We start from the raw sequence: 19,485 nt of genomic DNA on the forward strand, positions 1-19,485 counted from the left end.
GTTCAGCGCACGACGTCCTGCGGTGCGGGCAGATAACCGTTGTCCACCAGGAACTGGAAGCAGGAGTGCGCCCACTCCTCGTTGACCGGCGGGCACTCGATCCCGGAGCCCTCCAGCGCCTCCAGGAGCACCCGGCACTCGTCGAGCGGGTCCACCTGCTGCTGGAGGTCGGGGTCGAGCGCGGCGTGCCGCATGGAGGCCACCCGCAGGAGCGGGGTGAGCGGGTAGAGGATGTGGTCCTCGTCCACGGCCAGCGCCTGGCGGCGGGCCTCCTCCTCGTCGACGACGTTGAGGTCGTAGCCGAACGAGCGCAGCCACTGGTAGCACTGCTGCATCGTCGTGGGTTCGCGGTTGGTGATGTTGAAGTTCTTGCCCAGGTTCTCCTCTCGCAGCGACGTGTAGACGATGGCCTCGGCGGTGTAGTCGACGGGCACCGCGTTGATCACGTCGTTGTAGAGCGGCAGGACCCCCAGGTCGAGGAAGCCCTTGAGGTAGACGTAGAGGTAGTCGGTGTCGTGCGACGCCCCGGTCTTGGTGTGGCCGGTGATCATCCAGGGGCGCTGGACGGTGACCGGCACGCCGCGGTCACGGGCGATGACGGTGATCTTCTCCGCCACCCACTTGGTGCGCGGGTAGCCGGTGGGCACCTTGACCGGGCGGTCGCCCAGGTCCTCCTCGGTGAACGGGCGCTCGGCGCCGGTGCCCATGAAGACGTCCACGCTGGACACCAGGTGGAACGCCTTGAGCGTGGTGTTGGTCGCCAGCCGCAGCAGTTCCTCGGTGCCGAGCACGTTCGCGGCCTTCATCGCCTCGAACGGGTAGGTGAAGTTGACGATGGCGCCGCTGTGGTAGATCGAGTCCAGCAGGGACGCGTAGCGGCCGAACTCGCCCCGGGACAGGCCCAGGAACGGCTTGGCCAGGTCGCCGACGACGACCTTGATCCGGTCGCGGTAGGACTCGTCCCACGCGCGGTACTTGCGGAAGGTCTCCTCCAGCCGGTCCCAGGCCGCGTCCTGGCTCTCGCCGCGGACCAGGCAGTGCACCGTGGCGTTGGTGCGCTTGACCAGCTCGACCGCGATGAACACGCCGAGGTAGCCGGTGGCGCCGGTGACCAGGACGTGCCGGGGCTCGAACCAGTTGGCGCGCGGCAGCCCGTCCGGCTTGATCGCCGGGTCGAGCTTGACGTCGGCCAGCAGCTCGGCCACCTGCTGGGTGTAGAGCGCGGCGCTGTCGACGTCGTTGCGGTCGCGCTGGTGGGTCTCCACGACCCGCGCGATGCCCTGCACGGTCGGGACGCGGAACACCTCGTCGATGGGCAGCTCGATGTCGTTCTCGCGGGAGAGCTGCGCGGCCAGGCGGGCCACCAGCAGCGAGTTGCCGCCCAGCTCGAAGAAGTCGGCCGTGGCGCTGATGTGCTGCAGGCCCAGCACCGAGGCGAACGTCTCGGCGATGCCCGCCTCCAGCTGGTTGGCGGGCTCGACGAACCCGCTGGCGATGACCTCCTGCGGCGCGGGCAGCGCGGCGGTGTCGATCTTGCCGTGCCGGGTCAGCGGCATCTTCTCCAGCGTCACGAACGCGCTGGGCACCATGTAGTCGGGCACCTGCCCGATGACGTGGTTGACCAGCGTCTCCTGGGTCAGCACGCGGCCGATCACCGGGACCACGTGGGCGACCAGGCGCGGGACGCCCGGCTGGTCCTCGCGGACGGTGACCACGGCCTCGGCCACCAGCGGGTGGCGCAGCACCACGTTCTCGATCTCGGACAGCTCGACGCGGAAGCCGCGGATCTTGACCTGGGTGTCGCCGCGGCCCAGGAACTCGATGGTGCCGTCGGCCCGGTAGCGCGCCAGGTCGCCGGTGCGGTAGAGCCGGGCGCCGGGCTCGGTGGAGAACGGGTCGGGCAGGAACCGCTCCGAGGTCATCGCCGGGCGGTTGACGTAGCCGCGGGCCACGCCGTCGCCGCCGATGTAGAGCTCGCCGGGCACGCCGGGCGGCACCGGGTTGAGGCGCTTGTCCAGCAGGTGGATGCGCCCGTTGGGGATGGGCCGGCCGATCGGGACGCGGGGCAGCCTGGCGTCGGCCGGGGACACCGGGTGCACCGACGCCCACACCGCGGCCTCGGTGGGCCCGTACTCGTTGAACAGGGTCGCGTTCGGCGAGCGGCGGTAGTGCTCGGCGACCAGGCTCGGCGGCAGCGCCTCGCCCGCGACCACGGTGGCGCGCACCGAGTCGTGCGGCTCCAGGTCGGTCTCCAGCAGCACCGCGTACTGCGACGGCACGCCGTCGACGTGGGTCACCTGCCGACCGCGGATGAGCCGGCCGAGCAGGCGCGGGTCCAGCACCTCGCTGTCGGTGGGGAACACCACCGTGCCGCCGCGGCCCAGCGTCCAGTACAGGCCGCCGCCCGCGGCGTCGAACGTCAGCGGCGCGAGGACCAGGTAGCGCTCGGGCAGGCCGGGGCCCTCGATCGCGGCGCGGGCCGCGGTGGAGTGCACGATCGAGCGGTGCTCGACCGCGACGCCCTTGGGCCTGCCGGTGGAGCCGGAGGTGTAGATGACGTAGGCCAGGTCGTCGGCCCGCGCGCCGGAGGTGACGGGGGCGGCGCCGGTGTCGGTGGTCGGGATGGCGACCCGGCCGGTGCCCGACAACGCCTCCGGGAGCCCGTCCAGGGCGTGGCGGCGGCCGACGAACAGCCCGATGCCGGCGTCGTTGACCACGTACGACAACCGGTCGGCCGGGTAGGTCGGGTCCAGCGGCACGTACGCGCCGCCGGCCTTGAGCACGCCCAGCAGGCCGACCACGGCGTGCACCGAGCGGTCCACCAGCACGCCGACGCAGGAGCCGGGGCCCACGCCGAGGCCGACCAGCTCGGCGGCCAGCGCGTTGGCCCGGTCGTCCAGCGAGGCGTAGGTCAGCTCGACGCCGTCGGCGACCAGGGCGGTGGCGCCGGGGTTGGCGGCGGCCGCCTCCTCCACGAGCCGGTGGAGCGTGCGGGTGCGGTCGTGGTCCGCGTCGGTGCTGTTCCAGTCGACGACGACCTGCTGCCACTCCTGGTCGGTCAGCAGCGGGATCTCGGCGAGCGGCAGGGTCGGTTCGGCGACGGCCTTGCCCAGCAGCAGCAGGACGTGGCCCAGGAAGCGCTCCACGGTGGCGCCGTCGAACAGGTCGGTGTTGTACTGCGCCCGCAGGGTCAGCGCGCCGTTGCGGTCGATCGCGCGCAGGTCGATGTCGTGCGGCGTCCACGTGGTCGGCAGGTCGAGCGGGACCGCCGTGCCGCCCGGCACCGCGCGGGAACCGGCCTCCTCCTCGAAGCTGAACGAGGTCTGGAACAGCGGGGTGCGGCTCAGGTCGCGCTGCGGCTGGGCCGCCTCGACGATCCGGTCGAACGACAGGCGGGCGTGCGCCAGCGCCTCGGCGTGCACCGCGGCCACCCGCGGCGCGAGCCGGGACAGCGAGTCGGCGTCGTCCAGCTCGACCCGCAGCGGCACCGTGTTCTCCAGCGGTCCCACCAGGTTCGCGCCGTCCGACTGCCACGACTCCTGCACCGGCACGCCGACCGCCAGGTCGCGCTGCTGCGCGTACCGGGCCAGCACGGCGACGTACGCGGACAGCAGCACCTCGGTCGGGCCGTGCCCGTGCTCCTCACCGTAGGCGGCGACCGCGGCGGCCAGCTCCGGCGCGACCGGGACGCTGACCGCGTCGCCGTGGATGGTCTTCAGCGGCGGGCGCGGGCGGTCGGTGGGCAGGTCGAGCGGGGTCAGCGCGGCCAGCCGGTCGCGCCAGTAGTCGATGTCCTTGGTCGCCTCGTCGCTGTTGACCCAGGTGCGCTGGGCGGTGACCAGCGAGTGGAAGTCGACCGGTGCGGCGAGCGCGTCGCCGGAGGTGCCGTCGACGAGCGCGGTGTAGCGGGTCAGCACCTCGTCGGCCAGCAGCTTGACCGAGCGGCGGTCGGCGACGAGCTGGTGCAGGGTCAGCACCAGGACGTGGTCGTCCTCGGCGGCCCGCAGCACCGAGGCCCGGACCAGGGGGCCCTTGGCCAGGTCGAACCTGGTCCGGGTCTCGGTGGCGACCACGCGCGCCAGCTCGGCTTCGAGGTCGGCGGCATCGACCTCGACCACCGGCAGGCGCAGCGTCACCGCGGGCGCGGTCGTGGCCAGCGGGTGGCCGTCGACCTCGCGGAAGGTGGTGCGCAGCACCTCGTGGCGCTGCACGACCGCGGTCAGGGCCTGCTGCAGGGCCGCGTGGTTGACCGTCCCGGACAGCCGGACGGCCGTGCTGACCTGCCACGGCTTGCTGTCGTCGAGCTGGAGCAGGACCCAGAGCCTGCGCTGCTCCAGGGAGAGGTTGCTGGGGGTGGCTTCGGCGGACCCGTCCAGGAGCTGGGCGAGCAGCGCGCGCTTCTCCTCCGGCGTCATGGACTCCAGCTCGTGCTGCTGGCTCATCTGGCACTCCTGTCGTGTCGGTGGGCTTGGTCAGCGGACGCGTTCGCGAACCGAACGGGGCCTCATGTCGGTCCACACCTTCTCGATGTGCTGAAGGCATTCCTGCTTGCTGCCGGTGGTCCCGACGGCGCTCCAGCCGGCGGGCAGGGAGCGGTCGGCGAACCAGATCGAGTACTGGTCCTGGTCGTTGACGACGACCTGGAAGGTCGTGTCGGCGTCGTCGATGCCCATCTGGGTGCTCCTCGTTCCTGGTGGTTGGTCAGCCGAGCTGGCGCAGCAGCTGCTCGACCTCCTTGTCGGTCATTCCGGCGAGCTGGCCGCGCAGCGCGGTGGCCTTGTCGGCCTGGCCGCGCGACCGCTCCTCCTCCAGCGCCGCCACCGCCTCGGCCAGGCCGGCCGCGGTGGGCTTGCGGAAGAAGTCCCGCACGGGGACGAGCACGCCGAGTTGGTCGCGCACCCGCCCGATGACCCTGGCGGCGAGCATCGAGTGGCCGCCGAGCGCGAAGAAGTCGGCGTGCACGCCGAACTCCTGCACCGGCAGCGTGTCCTTGAAGATCGCCACCACGGCCCGCTCGACGCGGTTGCGCGGCGGGGTGGCGTCGAGCGCGCCGAGCAGGGACTGGCCGCGCAGCGCGGCCAGGGCGGTCAGCGCGGCGCGGTCGACCCCGCCGTCGGCCAGCCGCGGCAGCTCGGGCAGGACCCCGAACGCCGCGGGCACCTCGTGGGCGGCCAGGGTGGTCAGCGCGCGGGCCCGGACGCCGGCGGCGAACTCGTCCTGCTCGCGGGGGTTCGCGGCGGCGCGGGCGCCGTCGAGCACGAGCCAGCCGACCAGCCGGGTGTCACCGCCGACCTCGGCCGCGACCACGGCCGCCGAGCGCACGCCCGGCACACCGGCCAGCACGGTTTCGACGCGGCCCGGCGCGACCAGGTGGTCGCCGGCGACGAGCCGGTCGTCCGCGTAGCCGACGAATGCCAGCTCGCCGCGGCGGGTGTGGCGGTAGCGCTCGCCGGTGCCGCCCGGGTGGGTGGCCGGGCCGGACAGGTGCAGCTCGCCGACCGTGCCGACCGGGACGGGGGCGCCGGCGGGGTCGAGCAGGCGGCGGGTGGTGTTGGCCAGGGGCGCCGAGGTGTCCCCGAGCGCCACCGGCACGGCCGAGGTGGGGGTGTCGCGGCCGACCACGACCGGGTTCCCGGTGCGGCGCAGCGCGGCCACCAGGTCGTCCGCCACCACCTGACCGCGGCACACCAGCCGGGCGCCGGCCGGGGGCGTCCAGCCCTCGGTGAGCAGCTTCCGCCAGGTGGGCGGCGCGGCCACGACCACGTCCCCCGCACCGCCGAGCACCAGCCGGCGCGCGTGCACGAGCCCCAGCAGCACGTCGACCGGGTCCGGGGCGTCGCCGAGCAGCGCCACGTCGTCGTCCGGGCCGACGGCGAGCCGGTCGGCCAGCGCGGTGACCGCGGCGAGCAGGGCGCGGTGGGAGAACCCGCCCCACGCGGGGTCCTCCGGCGCGGGTTCGCGGGGCTCGACGGGGTCGAACCGGGGACCGGTGGTGACCACCCAGTTGCCGCCGGAGTCCTTGGCGAACGCGCCGTCGCGCGGGTGCCGGTCGCCGTAGGCGAGCTGCGCGCCCACCTCGAACGCGGCCAGCGCGACCACCACGAGCGACGCGGAGGCGACCGGCGGGGTGGTCACCACGACCCCCGCGCCGACGCCCTCCTCGCGCAGCAGCTCGGCCAGCCAGGCGGCGCGGGCCCGCAGCTCGGCGCCGGAGTGCTCGACCCCGCCCTCCCGCACCACGGCGTCCCCGACGTGGTCCAGGACCGTGCCGCCGGGCACGGGCAGGGCCGGGCCGGTCGCCCAGGACCCGACCAGCGCCCGCTCGGCGGGGTCGGCCGCGGGCAGGGTCGCGGACACGGCCGCGGGGTCGTCGACGACCTCCGTCAGCACCCGCCGGTAGACCTCCAGCAGCGCCTCGGCGGTGTCCCGGTCGTACAGGTCGCGGTCGTAGTCCAGGCGCAGCGCCACGCCCGCGCCGTGCGGCACGACGGTCAGCCACAGCTCGAACTTCGCCGACGTGCTGGTCAGCTCGACCGGGGTCATGGTCAGGCCGGGCAGTTCGGCGGCGACCGCCGGCGCGTCCTGGACCGAGAACATCACGTCGAACAGCGGGTTGCGGTCCAGCACGCGGGGCAGCCGCATCTCCTCCACGAGCCGGTCGAACGGCATGCGCTGGTGCGCGAACGCCTCCAGGCAGGTGTGCCGGACGGCGGCCACCGCGGCGTCGAACGGCTGCTCCAGCGGCAGCCGGGTGCGCAGCACCAGGGTGTTGGCGAAGAAGCCGATCAGCTCCTCGGCGTCCGGGTGGTGCCGGCCCGCCACCGGGGTGCCGACCGCGACGTCGCCCTGGCCGGTGACGCGGGCCAGCGCCACCTTGAAAGCGGCCAGCAGCACCATGAAGCGGGTCGCGGAGCAGTCGGCGGCCAGTGCGTCCACCCGGGACACCAGCGCGGCGTCGAGCGGCGCCTCCAGCCGGCCGCCCGCCATCCGGCGCGCGGTGCCGCGCGGCCGGTCGACGGGCAGGTCGAGCGGTGCGACGCCGGACAGCGCGGCGCGCCAGTGCGCCACCAGCTCGCGCATCGGCTCGCCGGTCAGCGCGTCGGCCTGCCAGGCCACGTAGTCGGCGTACTGGATGGACAGCTCGGGCCGCGGGTCGCCGACGCCGTCGACCAGGCGCCGGTAGGAGTGGGCGAGGTCGCGGTAGAACACCTCGGTCGACCAGCCGTCGCAGGCGGTGTGGTGGATGACCGCGACGAGCACGTGCCGGTCGGCGGCCTCGCGGACGAGCACCACGCGCAGCAGCGGCGGTTCGTCGAGGGTGAAGGGGATGGCGGCCTGCTCCCGGGCGTGGTCCTGCACGTCGCCCTCCACCACGGGCAGCGACACCAGCGCCTCGGGCACCACGACCTGCCGCGGTTCGCCGTCCACCAGGCCGATGCCGGTGCGCAGGCTCTCGTGGCGGGCCACCACCTCGTTGAGCGCGCGTTGCAGCGCCAGGTGGTCCAGCCGCCCGGCCAGGCGCACCGCGCTGACCACGTTGTAGGCGGCGTTGCTGGCGGGGTCGAGCTGGCACAGGAACCACAGCTGGCGCTGCGCGGGCGCGGCGGGCAGCACGAAGTGGTCGCTGTAGTCGCGGGTGGGCCCGCCGCTGACGCCGCCGACGTAGGACGAACTGCTCATCGCCGCGCACCTTCCCCGACCAGGTCGGACTCGATCAGCGACACGATGCGCCGCTCGTTGTGCTGCACGAAGAAGTGGTCGCCGTCGAGGTCGGTGACGGCGCAGCCGGCCGAGGTCAGCTCGGCCCAGCCGCCGCTGCCCTCGACGCTGACCTGCACGTCGCCGCGCCCGCGCAGGACGTGGATCGGCACCGGCAGCGGTGGCTGGCGGCGGTGCTCGTAGTTCTCGACCACGGCGAGGTCGGCGCGGATGGTGGGCAGCATCAGGTCGATCAGCGCCGGGTACTCCAGCACCTCGGCGTCCAGCCCGTTGACCCCGACCAGCCAGGCGACCAGCTCGTCGCGCGGCAGGTCGTGGGCGCGGTCGAGGTCGAGCCGCTGCGGCGCGTCCATGCCGGCGACGAACAGGCCGCGCGGCAGCGGCAGCCCCTCGGCGCGCAGGCGGCGGGTCAGCTCGTACGCGACGAGCGCGCCCATGCTGTGCCCGTAGAAGGCGTAGGGCCGCCCGGTGAGCCCGGACAGCGCCGCGGCGAGCGCGTCGACGAGCGCGTCGAGGTCGGCGATCGCGGGTTCGCGCAGCCGGGACTCCCGGCCGGGCAGGCGGACCGCCGACACGCGCAGCACGTCGGTGTGGCGCTGCCAGGTCTGGAAGACCGAGCTGCCACCGCCCGCGTGGGGGAAGCACACCAGCTCGCACACCGGGTCGGGCACGTCGGCGAAGGACGTCACCCAAACCGTTCCCCTGTCGGCCACGCGCACCTCCGGATTGTTCGGCCCTGCGAGCACAGTGAAATGGGTACCAGCCGGCCCCGCGGGGGCGTCAAGACGTGCAGAGAAAGGTGAGAGATCACCGGTAGGTGCGTGAGAACGGGGCGAGAGTCCGGGTCTTTACATTTGCCCGAGCGGTCACTGCAGAAATGGAGTCTCGCCGATGACCCATCGCACGCTGGCGCACGTCCTGGTCGACCACGTCGCGACCGACGGCGACCGCCCCGCCTTCGAGTACCTGCACGACGACGGCCGGGTCGACCGGCTGACCTACCGGGAACTGCTCGACCGCGCGACCCGGGTCGCGCGGCGGCTGCGCGACGCCTCCGACGGCGGTCCGACCCTGCTGCTGTACCCGCCGGGGCTGGACTTCGTGGTGGCGGTCTACGGCTGCTTCCTGGCCGGGGTGCCCGCCGTGCCCACGTACCCGCCCCTGTTCGGGGCCGCGGACCGGATCAAGCAGCGGTTCGAGCGGGTGCTCGCGGACTCCCGCGCCACGGCGCTGCTGGCCGACCCGCTGGTGCTGTCGGTGCTCACCTCGTCGGGCGCGCCGGACTCCCTGCCGCCGGTGGTCGACCTCGCCGACGACGGCCTGCCCGCGGGCCCCCGGGACGCCCTGCCGGCGCCGGGGGACGTGGCCCTCGTGCAGTACACCTCGGGCAGCACCAACCAGCCGAAAGGCGTGGTGCTCGACCACGGGAACCTGATGGCCAATATGGCGGCGATCAGCGCGGTGTTCCGCCTGGGCGCGGACACGCGCGCGTTGTCGTGGCTCCCGCCGTATCACGACATGGGATTGATCGGATTCATCCTCACCCCCGTGTACGGTGGTTTTCCGGTTCGCCTGATGTCGCCGATCCATTTCCTCAAGAATCCGCTGGAGTGGATCCGGCAGATCGGCGAGCTGGGCATCACGCACACCGGCGCGCCGAACTTCGGCTACGACCTGTGCGTGCGCCGCGCCGAGGGCAAGGACCTGTCCGGGGTCGACCTGAGCCGCTGGCGGCTGGCGTTCAACGGCGCCGAGCCGGTCCGGGCCCGCACGCTGACCGCGTTCGCGGACCGCTTCGCCGCCAACGGCTTCCGCCCCGAGGCGTTCCTGCCCTGCTACGGGTTGGCCGAGGCGACGCTGATCGTCACCGGGCGGCACTGGTCCGGCCACGACGTCGACGAGGAGGGCCGGGTGGACTGCGGCCCGGTGATCGACGGGCACCGCGTGCTGGTCGTCGACCCCGCCACGGGCACCCCGGTGGAGGACGCGGAGGGCGAGATCTGGGTGCGCGGCCCGAGCGTGAGCCGCGGCTACCTCAACGACACCGGGCAGCCGGAGTCCGAGCTGTTCGGCCACGTCGACGGCGAGCGCTACCTGCGCACCGGCGACCTCGGCCACCTGCGCGCCGGGCACCTGTTCGTCACCGGCCGCCGCAAGGACGTGCTGATCCAGCACGGCGTGAACCACCACGCCCACGACCTGGAGGCGGCGGCCGTGCTGGACAACCCGCTGCTGCGCCCGACCGCGGCCGCGTTCACCGCGGCCGACGACCAGGAGCTGGTGCTGGTGGCGGAGCTGGCCAAGCGCACCGCCGCCGACCCCGGGGAGCTGGCCGTCGACATCCGCGCCAGGGTGCTCACCGCGACCGGCGCCCGGGTCGACACCGTGGTGCTGTGCCCGCCGGGCACGATCCCGCGCACCACCAGCGGCAAGATCCAGCGCGCCCTGACCAGGGCCCGCTACCTGGCGGGCGGGCTGGCGGGGGCCGTGCTGCCCGCGGCCGGCCCGACCCGGGACGCCGCGCGGGAACCCGTCGAGCTGTTCCTGGCCGGCGTGTTCGCCGCGGTGTGCGACGTGGCCGAGTGCGCGCCCACCCAGACCCTGGGCGCCATCGGCGGCGACTCCGTGCGCGGCGCGGAGATCGCGGCGGTCACCGAGGACGCACTGCGCCTGCCGGTGCCCGTGGAGCTGGTGCTGGAGGCCCAGTCGCCCCGCGAGCTGGCCGGGCGGCTGCTGGCGCGCTGGGCGGCCGACGGCGTCACCGGCGCCCAGGTCGTCGACCGGATCGACGCCGTGGCCGGCGTGCAAGCCTGACCCGACCGGAGGAGCTTCGTCGTGGAATTCCCCGCTGCCCTCGGACGCGATCTCGTCAAGCGGTGGCGCACCCGCGCGGCACCGGTCGCGGCGTCCGGCGACACCCCGACGCAGGCGGGGATCCGGCTGTTCGAGCAGGTGCACCCCGGCACGGCGGTCAACGTGCTGTCGTTCGTGGCCGCCGCGCCGGGACCGGTGGACGCCGACCGGCTGCGGTCGGCGCTGGCCGAGGTCGCCGCCCGGCACCCCCACCTGGGTCCGGGCGCACCGCTGGAGGTGCTGCGCGCGGACGGGCGCGAGGCCGCGCTGGCGCAGGCCCGCGAGCGGGCGGGGCGGCCGGTGGACCTGGCGACCGGGCCGCTGTGGCGCGCCGCGGTGTGGTCGGCGGCCGGCGAGACGGTCATCCAGGTGGTGGCGCACCACCTGGTGTGCGACGGCTGGTCGCTCGGGGTGTTCCTGGCGGAGCTGTCCGCCGCGTACTCCGGCGCGCCGCTGCCGCCCGCCGAGCCGCTGCCCGCGACCACCACCGAGGTGACCGACGCGGACCTGGCCTACTGGCGCGACCGGCTGGCCGGCGCCGCACCGCCCGCGCTGCCGACCGACCGGCCCCGGCCGGCCCGGCCGCGGTTCCGCTCCGGCTCCGTGCCGCTGGCGCTGGGCGCGGACGTGGCGCGGCGGGTGCGGGAGGTGGCGGCGGCCGAGGGCGTCACACCGTTCATGCTGCTGCTGAGCGCGTTGCACCTGGTGGTGGCGAAGGTGTCCGGGCAGTCGGACGTGGTGGTCGGGTCGCCGACGATCACCCGGGAGCGGCACCGCGCGCCGCGCGCGATCGGGCCCCTGGTGAACATGCTGGCGCTGCGGACCGACAGCTCGGGTGCGCGCACCGGCCGGGAGCTGGTGCGGGCGGTGCGGGAGACGTGCCTCGGCGCGTACGGGCGCGGGCACGTGCCGCTGGAGGCGGTGGGTGGCGGCGCGATCCGGGTGATGTGCGTGCTCCAGGACGGGGTGCCGGAGTTCCGGCTGGGCGACCTGCCGGTGCGCCCGCTGCTGATGGCGCCGGCGGCGATCCAGCACGACGTGGAGCTGTACCTGTGGCTGACGCCGGAGGGGGTGACCGGGTTCCTCGGCTACGACACCGACCTGTTCGACGCCTCGACGGCCGGGTTGCTGGCGGACCGGTTCGGGGTGGCGCTGGGCGCGTTGCTGGCGGACCTGGACGTGGAGCTGGCCGGGCTGGACGTGCGGACCTCGGGTGAGCGCGCGCAACTCGCCCTGCTGGGTGCCGGTTCGGCCGCCTCGGTACCCGCGGCGTGCGTGCACGAGCTGGTCGAGGCCCAGGTGGACCGGACGCCCGACGCCGTGGCTCTGCGGGCCGTGGACACGACGTTGACCTATCGCGAGCTGGACGCCCGCGCCAACCGACTGGCCCACCAGCTGATCGAGTGGGGCATCACCCCCGGCACCCTCGTCGGCGTCCGCCTGCCCCGCACCAGCGACCTGGTCGTCGCGCTCCTGGGCATCTTGAAGGCCGGTGCGGCCTACGTGCCGATCGACCCGGCGTACCCGGCCGAGCGGGTCGAGTACATCCGCCAGGACACCAACGCACCCCTCATCCTGACCACCGACAACTTCGCAATGTCGAATGTTGACATTCGACCTGCGGTGGCTGTTGGTGTCGAGGACCTGGCGTACACGATCTACACCTCGGGCTCGACGGGGCGTCCGAAGGGCGTGATGATCGAGCACCGGCAGACCGCCGCCATGCTCGACTGGGCCGTGAAGACGTTCTCGGCCGATGTCCTGGCCGAAACCCTCGCGGCCACCTCGATCTGCTTCGACCTGTCGGTCTACGAGATCTTCGCGCCGTTGACCAGTGGCGCCACCGTCACCCTCGCCCCGAACAACGCGCTGGACCTCATCCACTCCCCGGCCGACTACCAGCACATCACGTTGATCAACACCGTCCCCTCGGTCGCCCGCGAACTACTCGCCGCCGACGCCATCCCACCCCACGCCCACACCGTGAACCTCGCCGGCGAACCCTTGTCGCCCGAACTCGTCCGGCAACTGCACGCGCACCCCACCGTGCACGCCCTGCACAACCTGTACGGCCCCAGCGAGGACACCACCTACAGCACCCACGCGGTGACCGACCCCGCCGACGACCGCACCCCCATCGGGCGGCCCGTCCACGGCACCCAAGCCCTCATCCTCGACAGCGAACTGCGCCCCGTGCCCCTGGGTGCCATTGGTGAGCTGTACCTGACCGGTCTGGGCATCACCCGCGGCTACCACGACCGGCCGGTCACCACCGCCGAACGCTACCTGCCCAACCCCTACGGCCCCGGCCGCCTCTACCGCACCGGCGACCTCGTGCGGTGGCGCACCGACGGGCAGTTGGACTACCACGGCCGCATCGACAACCAGCTCAAGCTCCACGGCCACCGCATCGAACCCGGCGAAGTCGAAGCCGCGCTCCGCCGGCAGAGCACCGTCACCGACGCCGCCGTCGCCGCCCACAGCGGACGCCTGATCGCCTACGTCGTCGGCACCGCCGACCTCAACGCCCTCCGGCGCGAACTCCCCCAGCACCTGGTCCCCCACCAGGTCGTCAGCCTCCCCGCCCTCCCCCTCACCCCCAACGGCAAGATCGACCGCAACGCGCTGCCCGCGCCCGTCGTCACGGGCAACGACTCCGCACCGCCGCGCACCCCGGCGGAACGGCTCGTCGCGGACGTCTGGCGGGAACTGCTGGAGGTGCCGGCCCCGGGCGTGCACGACAACTTCTTCGCCGTGGGCGGCCACTCCATCCTCGCCACCCGCCTGGCCCACCGCCTCACCGCGGTGCTCGGCGCGACCGTCCCGCTGCGACTGGTCTTCGACCACCCGACCATCGCGGAACTGGCCGAGAACCTGCCGTCCAACCAGGACTTCACCCCGATCCCGGTCGCACCGAGGGTCCACGCAGCCGACGGCACGATCACCCTCCCCGCCTCCGCGAACCAGAAGCGGCTGTGGTTCCTGTGCCACCTGGACCCGCAGGCGAACCTCGCCTACCACATCACGGGGTCGGCCAGGATCGACGGACCGCTGGACGTCGACGCCCTGCACGCCGCCCTGCGCGCCACCGCCCAACGGCACGAGGCGCTGCGCACGACGCTGCGCGAGGTCGACGGCGAGGTGGTGCAGGTCGTGCACCCCGGGTGGGAGCCGACCGACTGGACCTCCGCGACCGTGGACCTCGAACGCGGACCGCTGTTCCGCGCCCGGGTCGTGCGGCGGGCCGCCGACGAGCACCTGCTGGAGCTGTCGCTGCACCACGCCATCGCCGACGGCTGGTCGCTGACCGTGCTGCTGCGCGAGATCGCCGAGCACTACCGCGCCTCGGGCGACACCACCCCCGCTCCCCCGCCAGTCCAGTACGGCGACGTCGTGCGGTGGCAGGGGGACGCCGACCCCGACGACCTCGCCCACTGGGCCGCGAAGATGGCCGGCGCCGCGCCGCTCGACCTGCCGACGGACCGACCCCGGCCCGCGCACCAGACGCACAACGGCGCGGCCGTCCCGATCACGCTGCCCGCGGACGTCGTCGAGCGGCCGGCGCGCGCCACGGGCACCACGGCGTTCGCCGTCGTCACCACCGCGCTGACCGTGCTGCTGGCCAAGCTGACGGGCCGGCACGACGTGACGATCGGCATCCCCGTGTCCGGGCGCACGCACCCGGACACCAGGGACGTCATCGGCTTCCTGGCCAACAGCCTGCCGCTGCGCCGCACCACCACCCCGGGCACGACGCTCGCGGCGGCGCTGCGCGACACGCACGCCGACCTGGGCGAGGCCCACCGGCACAGCGACACCCCGTTCGAACAGCTCGTGCGGCACCTGCGGCCGGAGCGCGACCGGAGCCGCAGCCCGCTGTTCCAGGTGATGCTCGCGCTGAACGTCGAGCCGCCCCGGTCGCTGGACATCCCCGGCCTGCGCTTCACCCGGCTCGACGCACCGCCCGCGGGCACGCAGTTCGACCTGTCGCTGCACCTGGAGCAGACCGCCGACGCGGTGACCGGTCACCTGACCTACAACACGGACCTGTTCGCCGAGTCGACCGCGCGGTTGTTCGTCGAGCGGTTGGCGGTGGTGGTGCGGGCGCTGGCGGAGGAGCCGGGCACCACGCTGGCCGAACTGGACGTGCGGACCGCCGGTGAGCGCGCCGAACTCGCCGCCCTGAGCACCGGCCTGCCCGCCGAGGTGCCCACGACGTGCGTGCACGAGCTGGTCGAGGCCCAGGTGGACCGGACCCCCGACGCCATCGCGTTGCGAGCCGTCGACACCACCCTGACCTACCGCGAACTGGACACCCGCGCCAACCGACTGGCCCACCAACTGATCGAGTGGGGCATCACCCCCGGCACCCTCGTCGGCGTCCGCCTACCCCGCACCAGCCAACTCATCATCGCCCTTCTCGGAATCCTCAAGGCCGGCGCCGCGTACGTACCGATCGACCCCGCCTACCCCGCCGAACGCGTCGAGTACATCCGCCAGGACACCAACGCACCCCTCATCCTCACCCCCGACAACTTCGCAATGTCGAATGTTGACATTCGGCCAGCGGTAGCGGTCAACCCTGAGGATTTGGCCTACACGATCTACACCTCGGGCTCCACCGGACGCCCCAAGGGCGTGATGATCGAACACCGCCAAACCGCCGCCATGCTCGACTGGGCGGTCAAGACGTTCCCGGCCGACGTCCTGGCGGAAACCCTCGCGGCCACCTCGATCTGCTTCGACCTCTCGGTCTACGAGATCTTCACGCCGCTGGTGTCCGGCCACGCCGTCACCCTGGCGCCCCACGACGCGCTGGACCTCATCCACGACCGGGACAGGTTCACCCACGTCACGCTGATCAACACCGTGCCCTCGGTCGCCCGCGAACTGCTCGCCGCCGACGCCATCCCACCCCACGCCCACACGATCAACCTCGCCGGCGAACCGCTGCCCCCGCCGCTGGTGCGCGAGCTGTACGCACACCCGACCGTGCGAACCGTGCACAACCTCTACGGCCCCAGCGAGGACACCACCTACAGCACCCACGCCATCACCAGCCCTCACGACGACCGCACCCCCATCGGGCGACCCGTCCACGGCACCCAGGCCCTGGTCCTCGATGCCGAGCTGCGCCCCGTCCCCCTGGGCACCATCGGCGAGCTGTACCTGACCGGCGTGGGCATCACCCGCGGCTACCACAACCGGCCGACCACCACCGCCGAACGCTACCTACCCAACCCCCACGGCCCCGGCCGCCTCTACCGCACCGGCGACCTCGCCCGCTGGCGACCCGACGGACAACTCGACTACCACGGCCGCACCGACAACCAACTCAAACTCCACGGCCACCGCATCGAACCCGGCGAAATCGAAACCGTCCTACGCCAACAACCCACCGTCACCGACGCCGTCGTCACCGCGGTCGACGGACGCCTGATCGCCTACGTCGTCGGCACCGCCGACCTCAACGCCCTGCGCGACCAGCTCCCCCAGCACCTGGTCCCCCACCAGGTCGTCAGCCTCCCCGCCCTCCCCCTCACCCCCAACGGCAAGATCGACCGCAACGCGCTGCCCGCACCCACCCCCGTCGCCTCCGCCCACCACGAACCACCCTCCACACCGGCCGAACGGCTGGTCGCGGACATCTGGGCCGAGCTGCTGGACCGCCGGGACATCGGCGTGCACGAGGACTTCTTCGCCGCTGGCGGGCACTCGCTGCTGGCGACCCGCCTGACCCACCGCCTCACCACGGCACTGGGCACGACCGTCCCGCTGCGGCTGGTCTTCGACCACCCCACCATCGCCGAGCTGGCCCGGGCGCTCCCGAGCACCACCACCGGCGCACCCGAACCGGTCCGCGTCCTGCCCCGCACGCCGGCCGCGGACGGCACGGTCACGCTGCCCGCGTCGGCGGCCCAGCAGCGGCTGTGGTTCCTGTGCCGGCTGGACCCGCAGGCGAACCTGGCGTACCACATCACGGGCGCCGCGGAGATCGACGGGCCGCTCGACGTCGACGTCCTGCGCGCCGCCCTGCGCGAGACCACCCGCCGCCACGAGGCGCTGCGCACGTCGCTGCGCGAGGTGGACGAGGAGGTCGTGCAGGTGGTGTCGCCGGAACCGGTGGTGCTGCTGCACGAGGTCACCGCCACCGACTGGGCCGGGGTGGTCGAGGCGGAGGCCGCCCGGCCGTTCGACCTGGCGGTGGGACCGCTGGTGCGCGCCGTCGCGGTGCGGGTCGCGCGGGAGCGCCACGTGCTGCTGCTGAGCCTGCACCACGTGATCGCGGACGGCTGGTCGGTCGACGTGCTGCTGCGCGAGATCACCGACCACTACGCCCGGATCAGCACCGACCCGGCGGCCGAGCCGCCCGCGCCCGCGGCCGTCCAGTACGCCGACTTCGCCCAGCACCCGCGGCCGTCCGGCAACCTCGACTTCTGGCGGGAGCACCTGGCCGACCCGGCGCCGCTCGACCTGCCGACCGACCGGCCGCGCCCACCGCACCAGACCCACCGGGGCGCCACCGTCCCGCTGGTCCTGCCCGCGCGCGGCGCCGGCGGCACGACGACGTTCACCACGCTGGCCACGGCGCTGGGCGTGCTGCTGGCCAAGCTCACCGGCAGGCACGGCGTCACCATCGGCACCCCGGTCGCGGGCCGGGCGCACCCGGACTCGACCGGCCTGATCGGCCTGCTGGTCAACACGCTGCCGCTGCACCTGCGGACCGAGCCGGGGACCACGCTGGGCGAGGCGCTGCGGGCCACCCACGCCACCGTGCTCGACCTGCACCGGCACGAGGTGCCGTTCGAGCGGTTGGTGCGCGAGCTGGCACCCGTGCGGGACCAGAGCCGCAGCCCGCTGTTCCAGGTGATGCTGGCGGTCAACAGCGCGCCGCCGGTGTACCGGATGCCGGGGATGGTCGTGCGGCCGGTGCGGGTGCCGCAGCGGGCCACCCAGTTCGACCTCGTGCTGCAGGTGGAGGAGCGCCCGGACGCGGTGACCGGTGTGCTGGTCTACAACACGGACCTGTTCGACCACGCGACCATGGAGCTGTTCGCCGAGCGGTTGGCGGGTGTGCTGCGGGCGCTGGTGGAGGAGCCGGGCACCACGCTGGCCGAACTGGACGTGCGGACCGACGGTGAGCGGGCCGTGCTGGCTTCCTGGGAGGCCGGTGAGCGGGCTCCGGTGCCGGTGACGTGCGTGCACGAGCTGGTCGAGGCCCAAGTGGACCGGACCCCCGACGCCGTGGCTCTGCGGGCCGTGGACACGACTCTGACCTACCGCGAGCTGGACGCCCGCGCCAACCGGTTGGCCCACCAACTGATCGAGTGGGGCATCACCCCCGGCACCCTCGTCGGTGTCCGCCTGCCCCGCACCAGCGAATTGATCGTCGCGCTCCTCGGCATCCTCAAGGCCGGCGCCGCTTACGTGCCGATCGACCCGGCCTACCCGGCCGAGCGGGTCGAGTACATCCGCCAGGACACCAACGCGCCCCTCATCCTCACCCCCGACAACTTCGCAATGTCGAATGTTGACATTCGGCCAGCGGTGGCGGTCAACCCTGAGGATTTGGCGTACACCATCTACACCTCCGGCTCGACCGGACGCCCCAAGGGCGTGATGATCGAACACCGCCAGACCGCCGCCATGCTCGACTGGGCCGTCAAGACGTTCTCGGCCGACGTCCTGGCCGAAACCCTCGCCGCCACCTCGATCTGCTTCGACCTGTCGGTCTACGAGATCTTCGCGCCGTTGACCAGTGGCGCCACCGTCACCCTCGCCCCGAACAACGCGCTGGACCTCATCCCCTCCCCGACCGACTTCCAGCACATCACGCTGATCAACACCGTCCCCTCGGTCGCCCGCGAACTACTCGCCGCCGACGCCATCCCACCCCACGCCCACACGATCAACCTCGCCGGCGAACCGCTACCGCCACCCCTGGTGCGCGAGCTGTACGCACACCCGACCATCACCACCCTGCACAACCTCTACGGCCCCAGCGAGGACACCACCTACAGCACCCACGCCATCACCAACCCCACCGACGACCGCACCCCCATCGGCCGCCCGGTCCACGGCACCCAAGCCCTCATCCTCGACAGCGAACTGCGCCCCGTACCGCTCGGCACCATCGGCGAGCTGTACCTGACCGGCCTGGGCATCACCCGCGGCTACCACAACCGCCCCGCCACCACCGCCGAACGCTACCTACCCAACCCCCACGGCCCCGGCCGCCTCTACCGCACCGGCGACCTCGCCCGCTGGCGACCCGACGGACAACTCGACTACCACGGCCGCACCGACAACCAACTCAAACTCCACGGCCACCGCATCGAACCCGGCGAAATCGAGACCACCCTCCGCCGGCACCCGGCGGTCACCGACGCGGTCGTCGCCGCCGTCAACGGGCGGCTCATCGGCTACGTCGTCGGCGCCGCGGACCTGGACGACGTCACCGCCCACGTCCGCAAGTCCCTCCCCGAGCACATGGTCCCCAAGCAGCTCGTCCCCCTCGACGAACTGCCCCTCACCCCCAACGGCAAGGTCGACCGCAACGCCCTGCCGACCCCGACCCCCGCCGCGGCCACCCGCCACGAACCGCCCAGCACCCCGACCGAGAAGCTGCTGGGCGAGATCTGGACCGAGCTGCTGGGCCACGGCGAGATCGGCGTGCACGACGACTTCTTCGCCCTGGGCGGCCACTCGCTGCTGGCCAGCCGCATGGTGAGCCGGGTGGCCACCCGCACCGGGGTGGCGCTGGACCTGCGCCTGGTCTTCGACCGCCCGACCATCGCCGAACTGGCCCGCAGCCTCCCGGAGCTGCCGGAGCACACCGAGCAGAAGCCGATCCCCCGCCTCCGCCGCACGCTCGGGAGGTCGTGACCGGGCGCTGTCGTGACCGGGCGCTGT

General features: G+C 73.4%; 6 protein-coding genes. 2 read left to right on the forward strand and 4 right to left on the reverse strand.

Going from position 1 to position 19,485, the window contains the following annotated elements:
- Window positions 1–2: 2 nt before the first annotated feature.
- Genes EKG83_RS30745 through EKG83_RS30760 form a run of 4 tightly spaced genes read right to left on the reverse strand, consistent with a single transcriptional unit; the run spans window position 3 to window position 8,408 of the window.
- Window positions 3–4,442: a non-ribosomal peptide synthetase gene (locus tag EKG83_RS30745; RefSeq protein WP_033432019.1), complete on the reverse strand. Its 4,440-nt coding sequence runs from the start codon at window positions 4,440–4,442 to the stop codon at window positions 3–5.
- A 30-nt stretch (window positions 4,443–4,472) separates the two neighbouring features.
- A complete protein-coding gene (locus tag EKG83_RS30750) occupies window positions 4,473–4,673 on the reverse strand; it encodes an MbtH family protein (RefSeq protein WP_033432020.1) in 201 nt (66 codons plus the stop codon).
- Between the two features lie 28 nt (window positions 4,674–4,701).
- Entirely contained in the window at window positions 4,702–7,680 is a 2,979-nt protein-coding gene (locus EKG83_RS30755; protein WP_051766177.1) for a condensation domain-containing protein, read from the reverse strand.
- Window positions 7,677–8,408 carry a thioesterase II family protein gene (locus EKG83_RS30760; protein WP_211269146.1) on the reverse strand — a complete coding sequence of 244 codons (732 nt, stop codon included), beginning with the start codon at window positions 8,406–8,408 and terminating at the stop codon, window positions 7,677–7,679. Before EKG83_RS30760 ends, EKG83_RS30755 begins: the two co-directional genes overlap by 4 nt.
- A 202-nt stretch (window positions 8,409–8,610) precedes the next feature.
- On the opposite strand from EKG83_RS30760, the gene EKG83_RS30765 reads away from it, so the two are divergent.
- Both EKG83_RS30765 and EKG83_RS30770 read left to right on the forward strand, forming a co-directional pair.
- Window positions 8,611–10,533: an AMP-binding protein gene (locus EKG83_RS30765; RefSeq protein WP_033432021.1), complete on the forward strand. Its 1,923-nt coding sequence runs from the start codon at window positions 8,611–8,613 to the stop codon at window positions 10,531–10,533.
- A 21-nt stretch (window positions 10,534–10,554) separates the two neighbouring features.
- Entirely contained in the window at window positions 10,555–19,458 is an 8,904-nt protein-coding gene (locus tag EKG83_RS30770; RefSeq protein ID WP_153278557.1) for a non-ribosomal peptide synthetase, read from the forward strand.
- The last annotated feature ends 27 nt before the right edge of the window (window positions 19,459–19,485 follow it).

Source organism: Saccharothrix syringae (genome assembly GCF_009498035.1).
Taxonomy (GTDB): domain Bacteria; phylum Actinomycetota; class Actinomycetes; order Mycobacteriales; family Pseudonocardiaceae; genus Actinosynnema; species Actinosynnema syringae.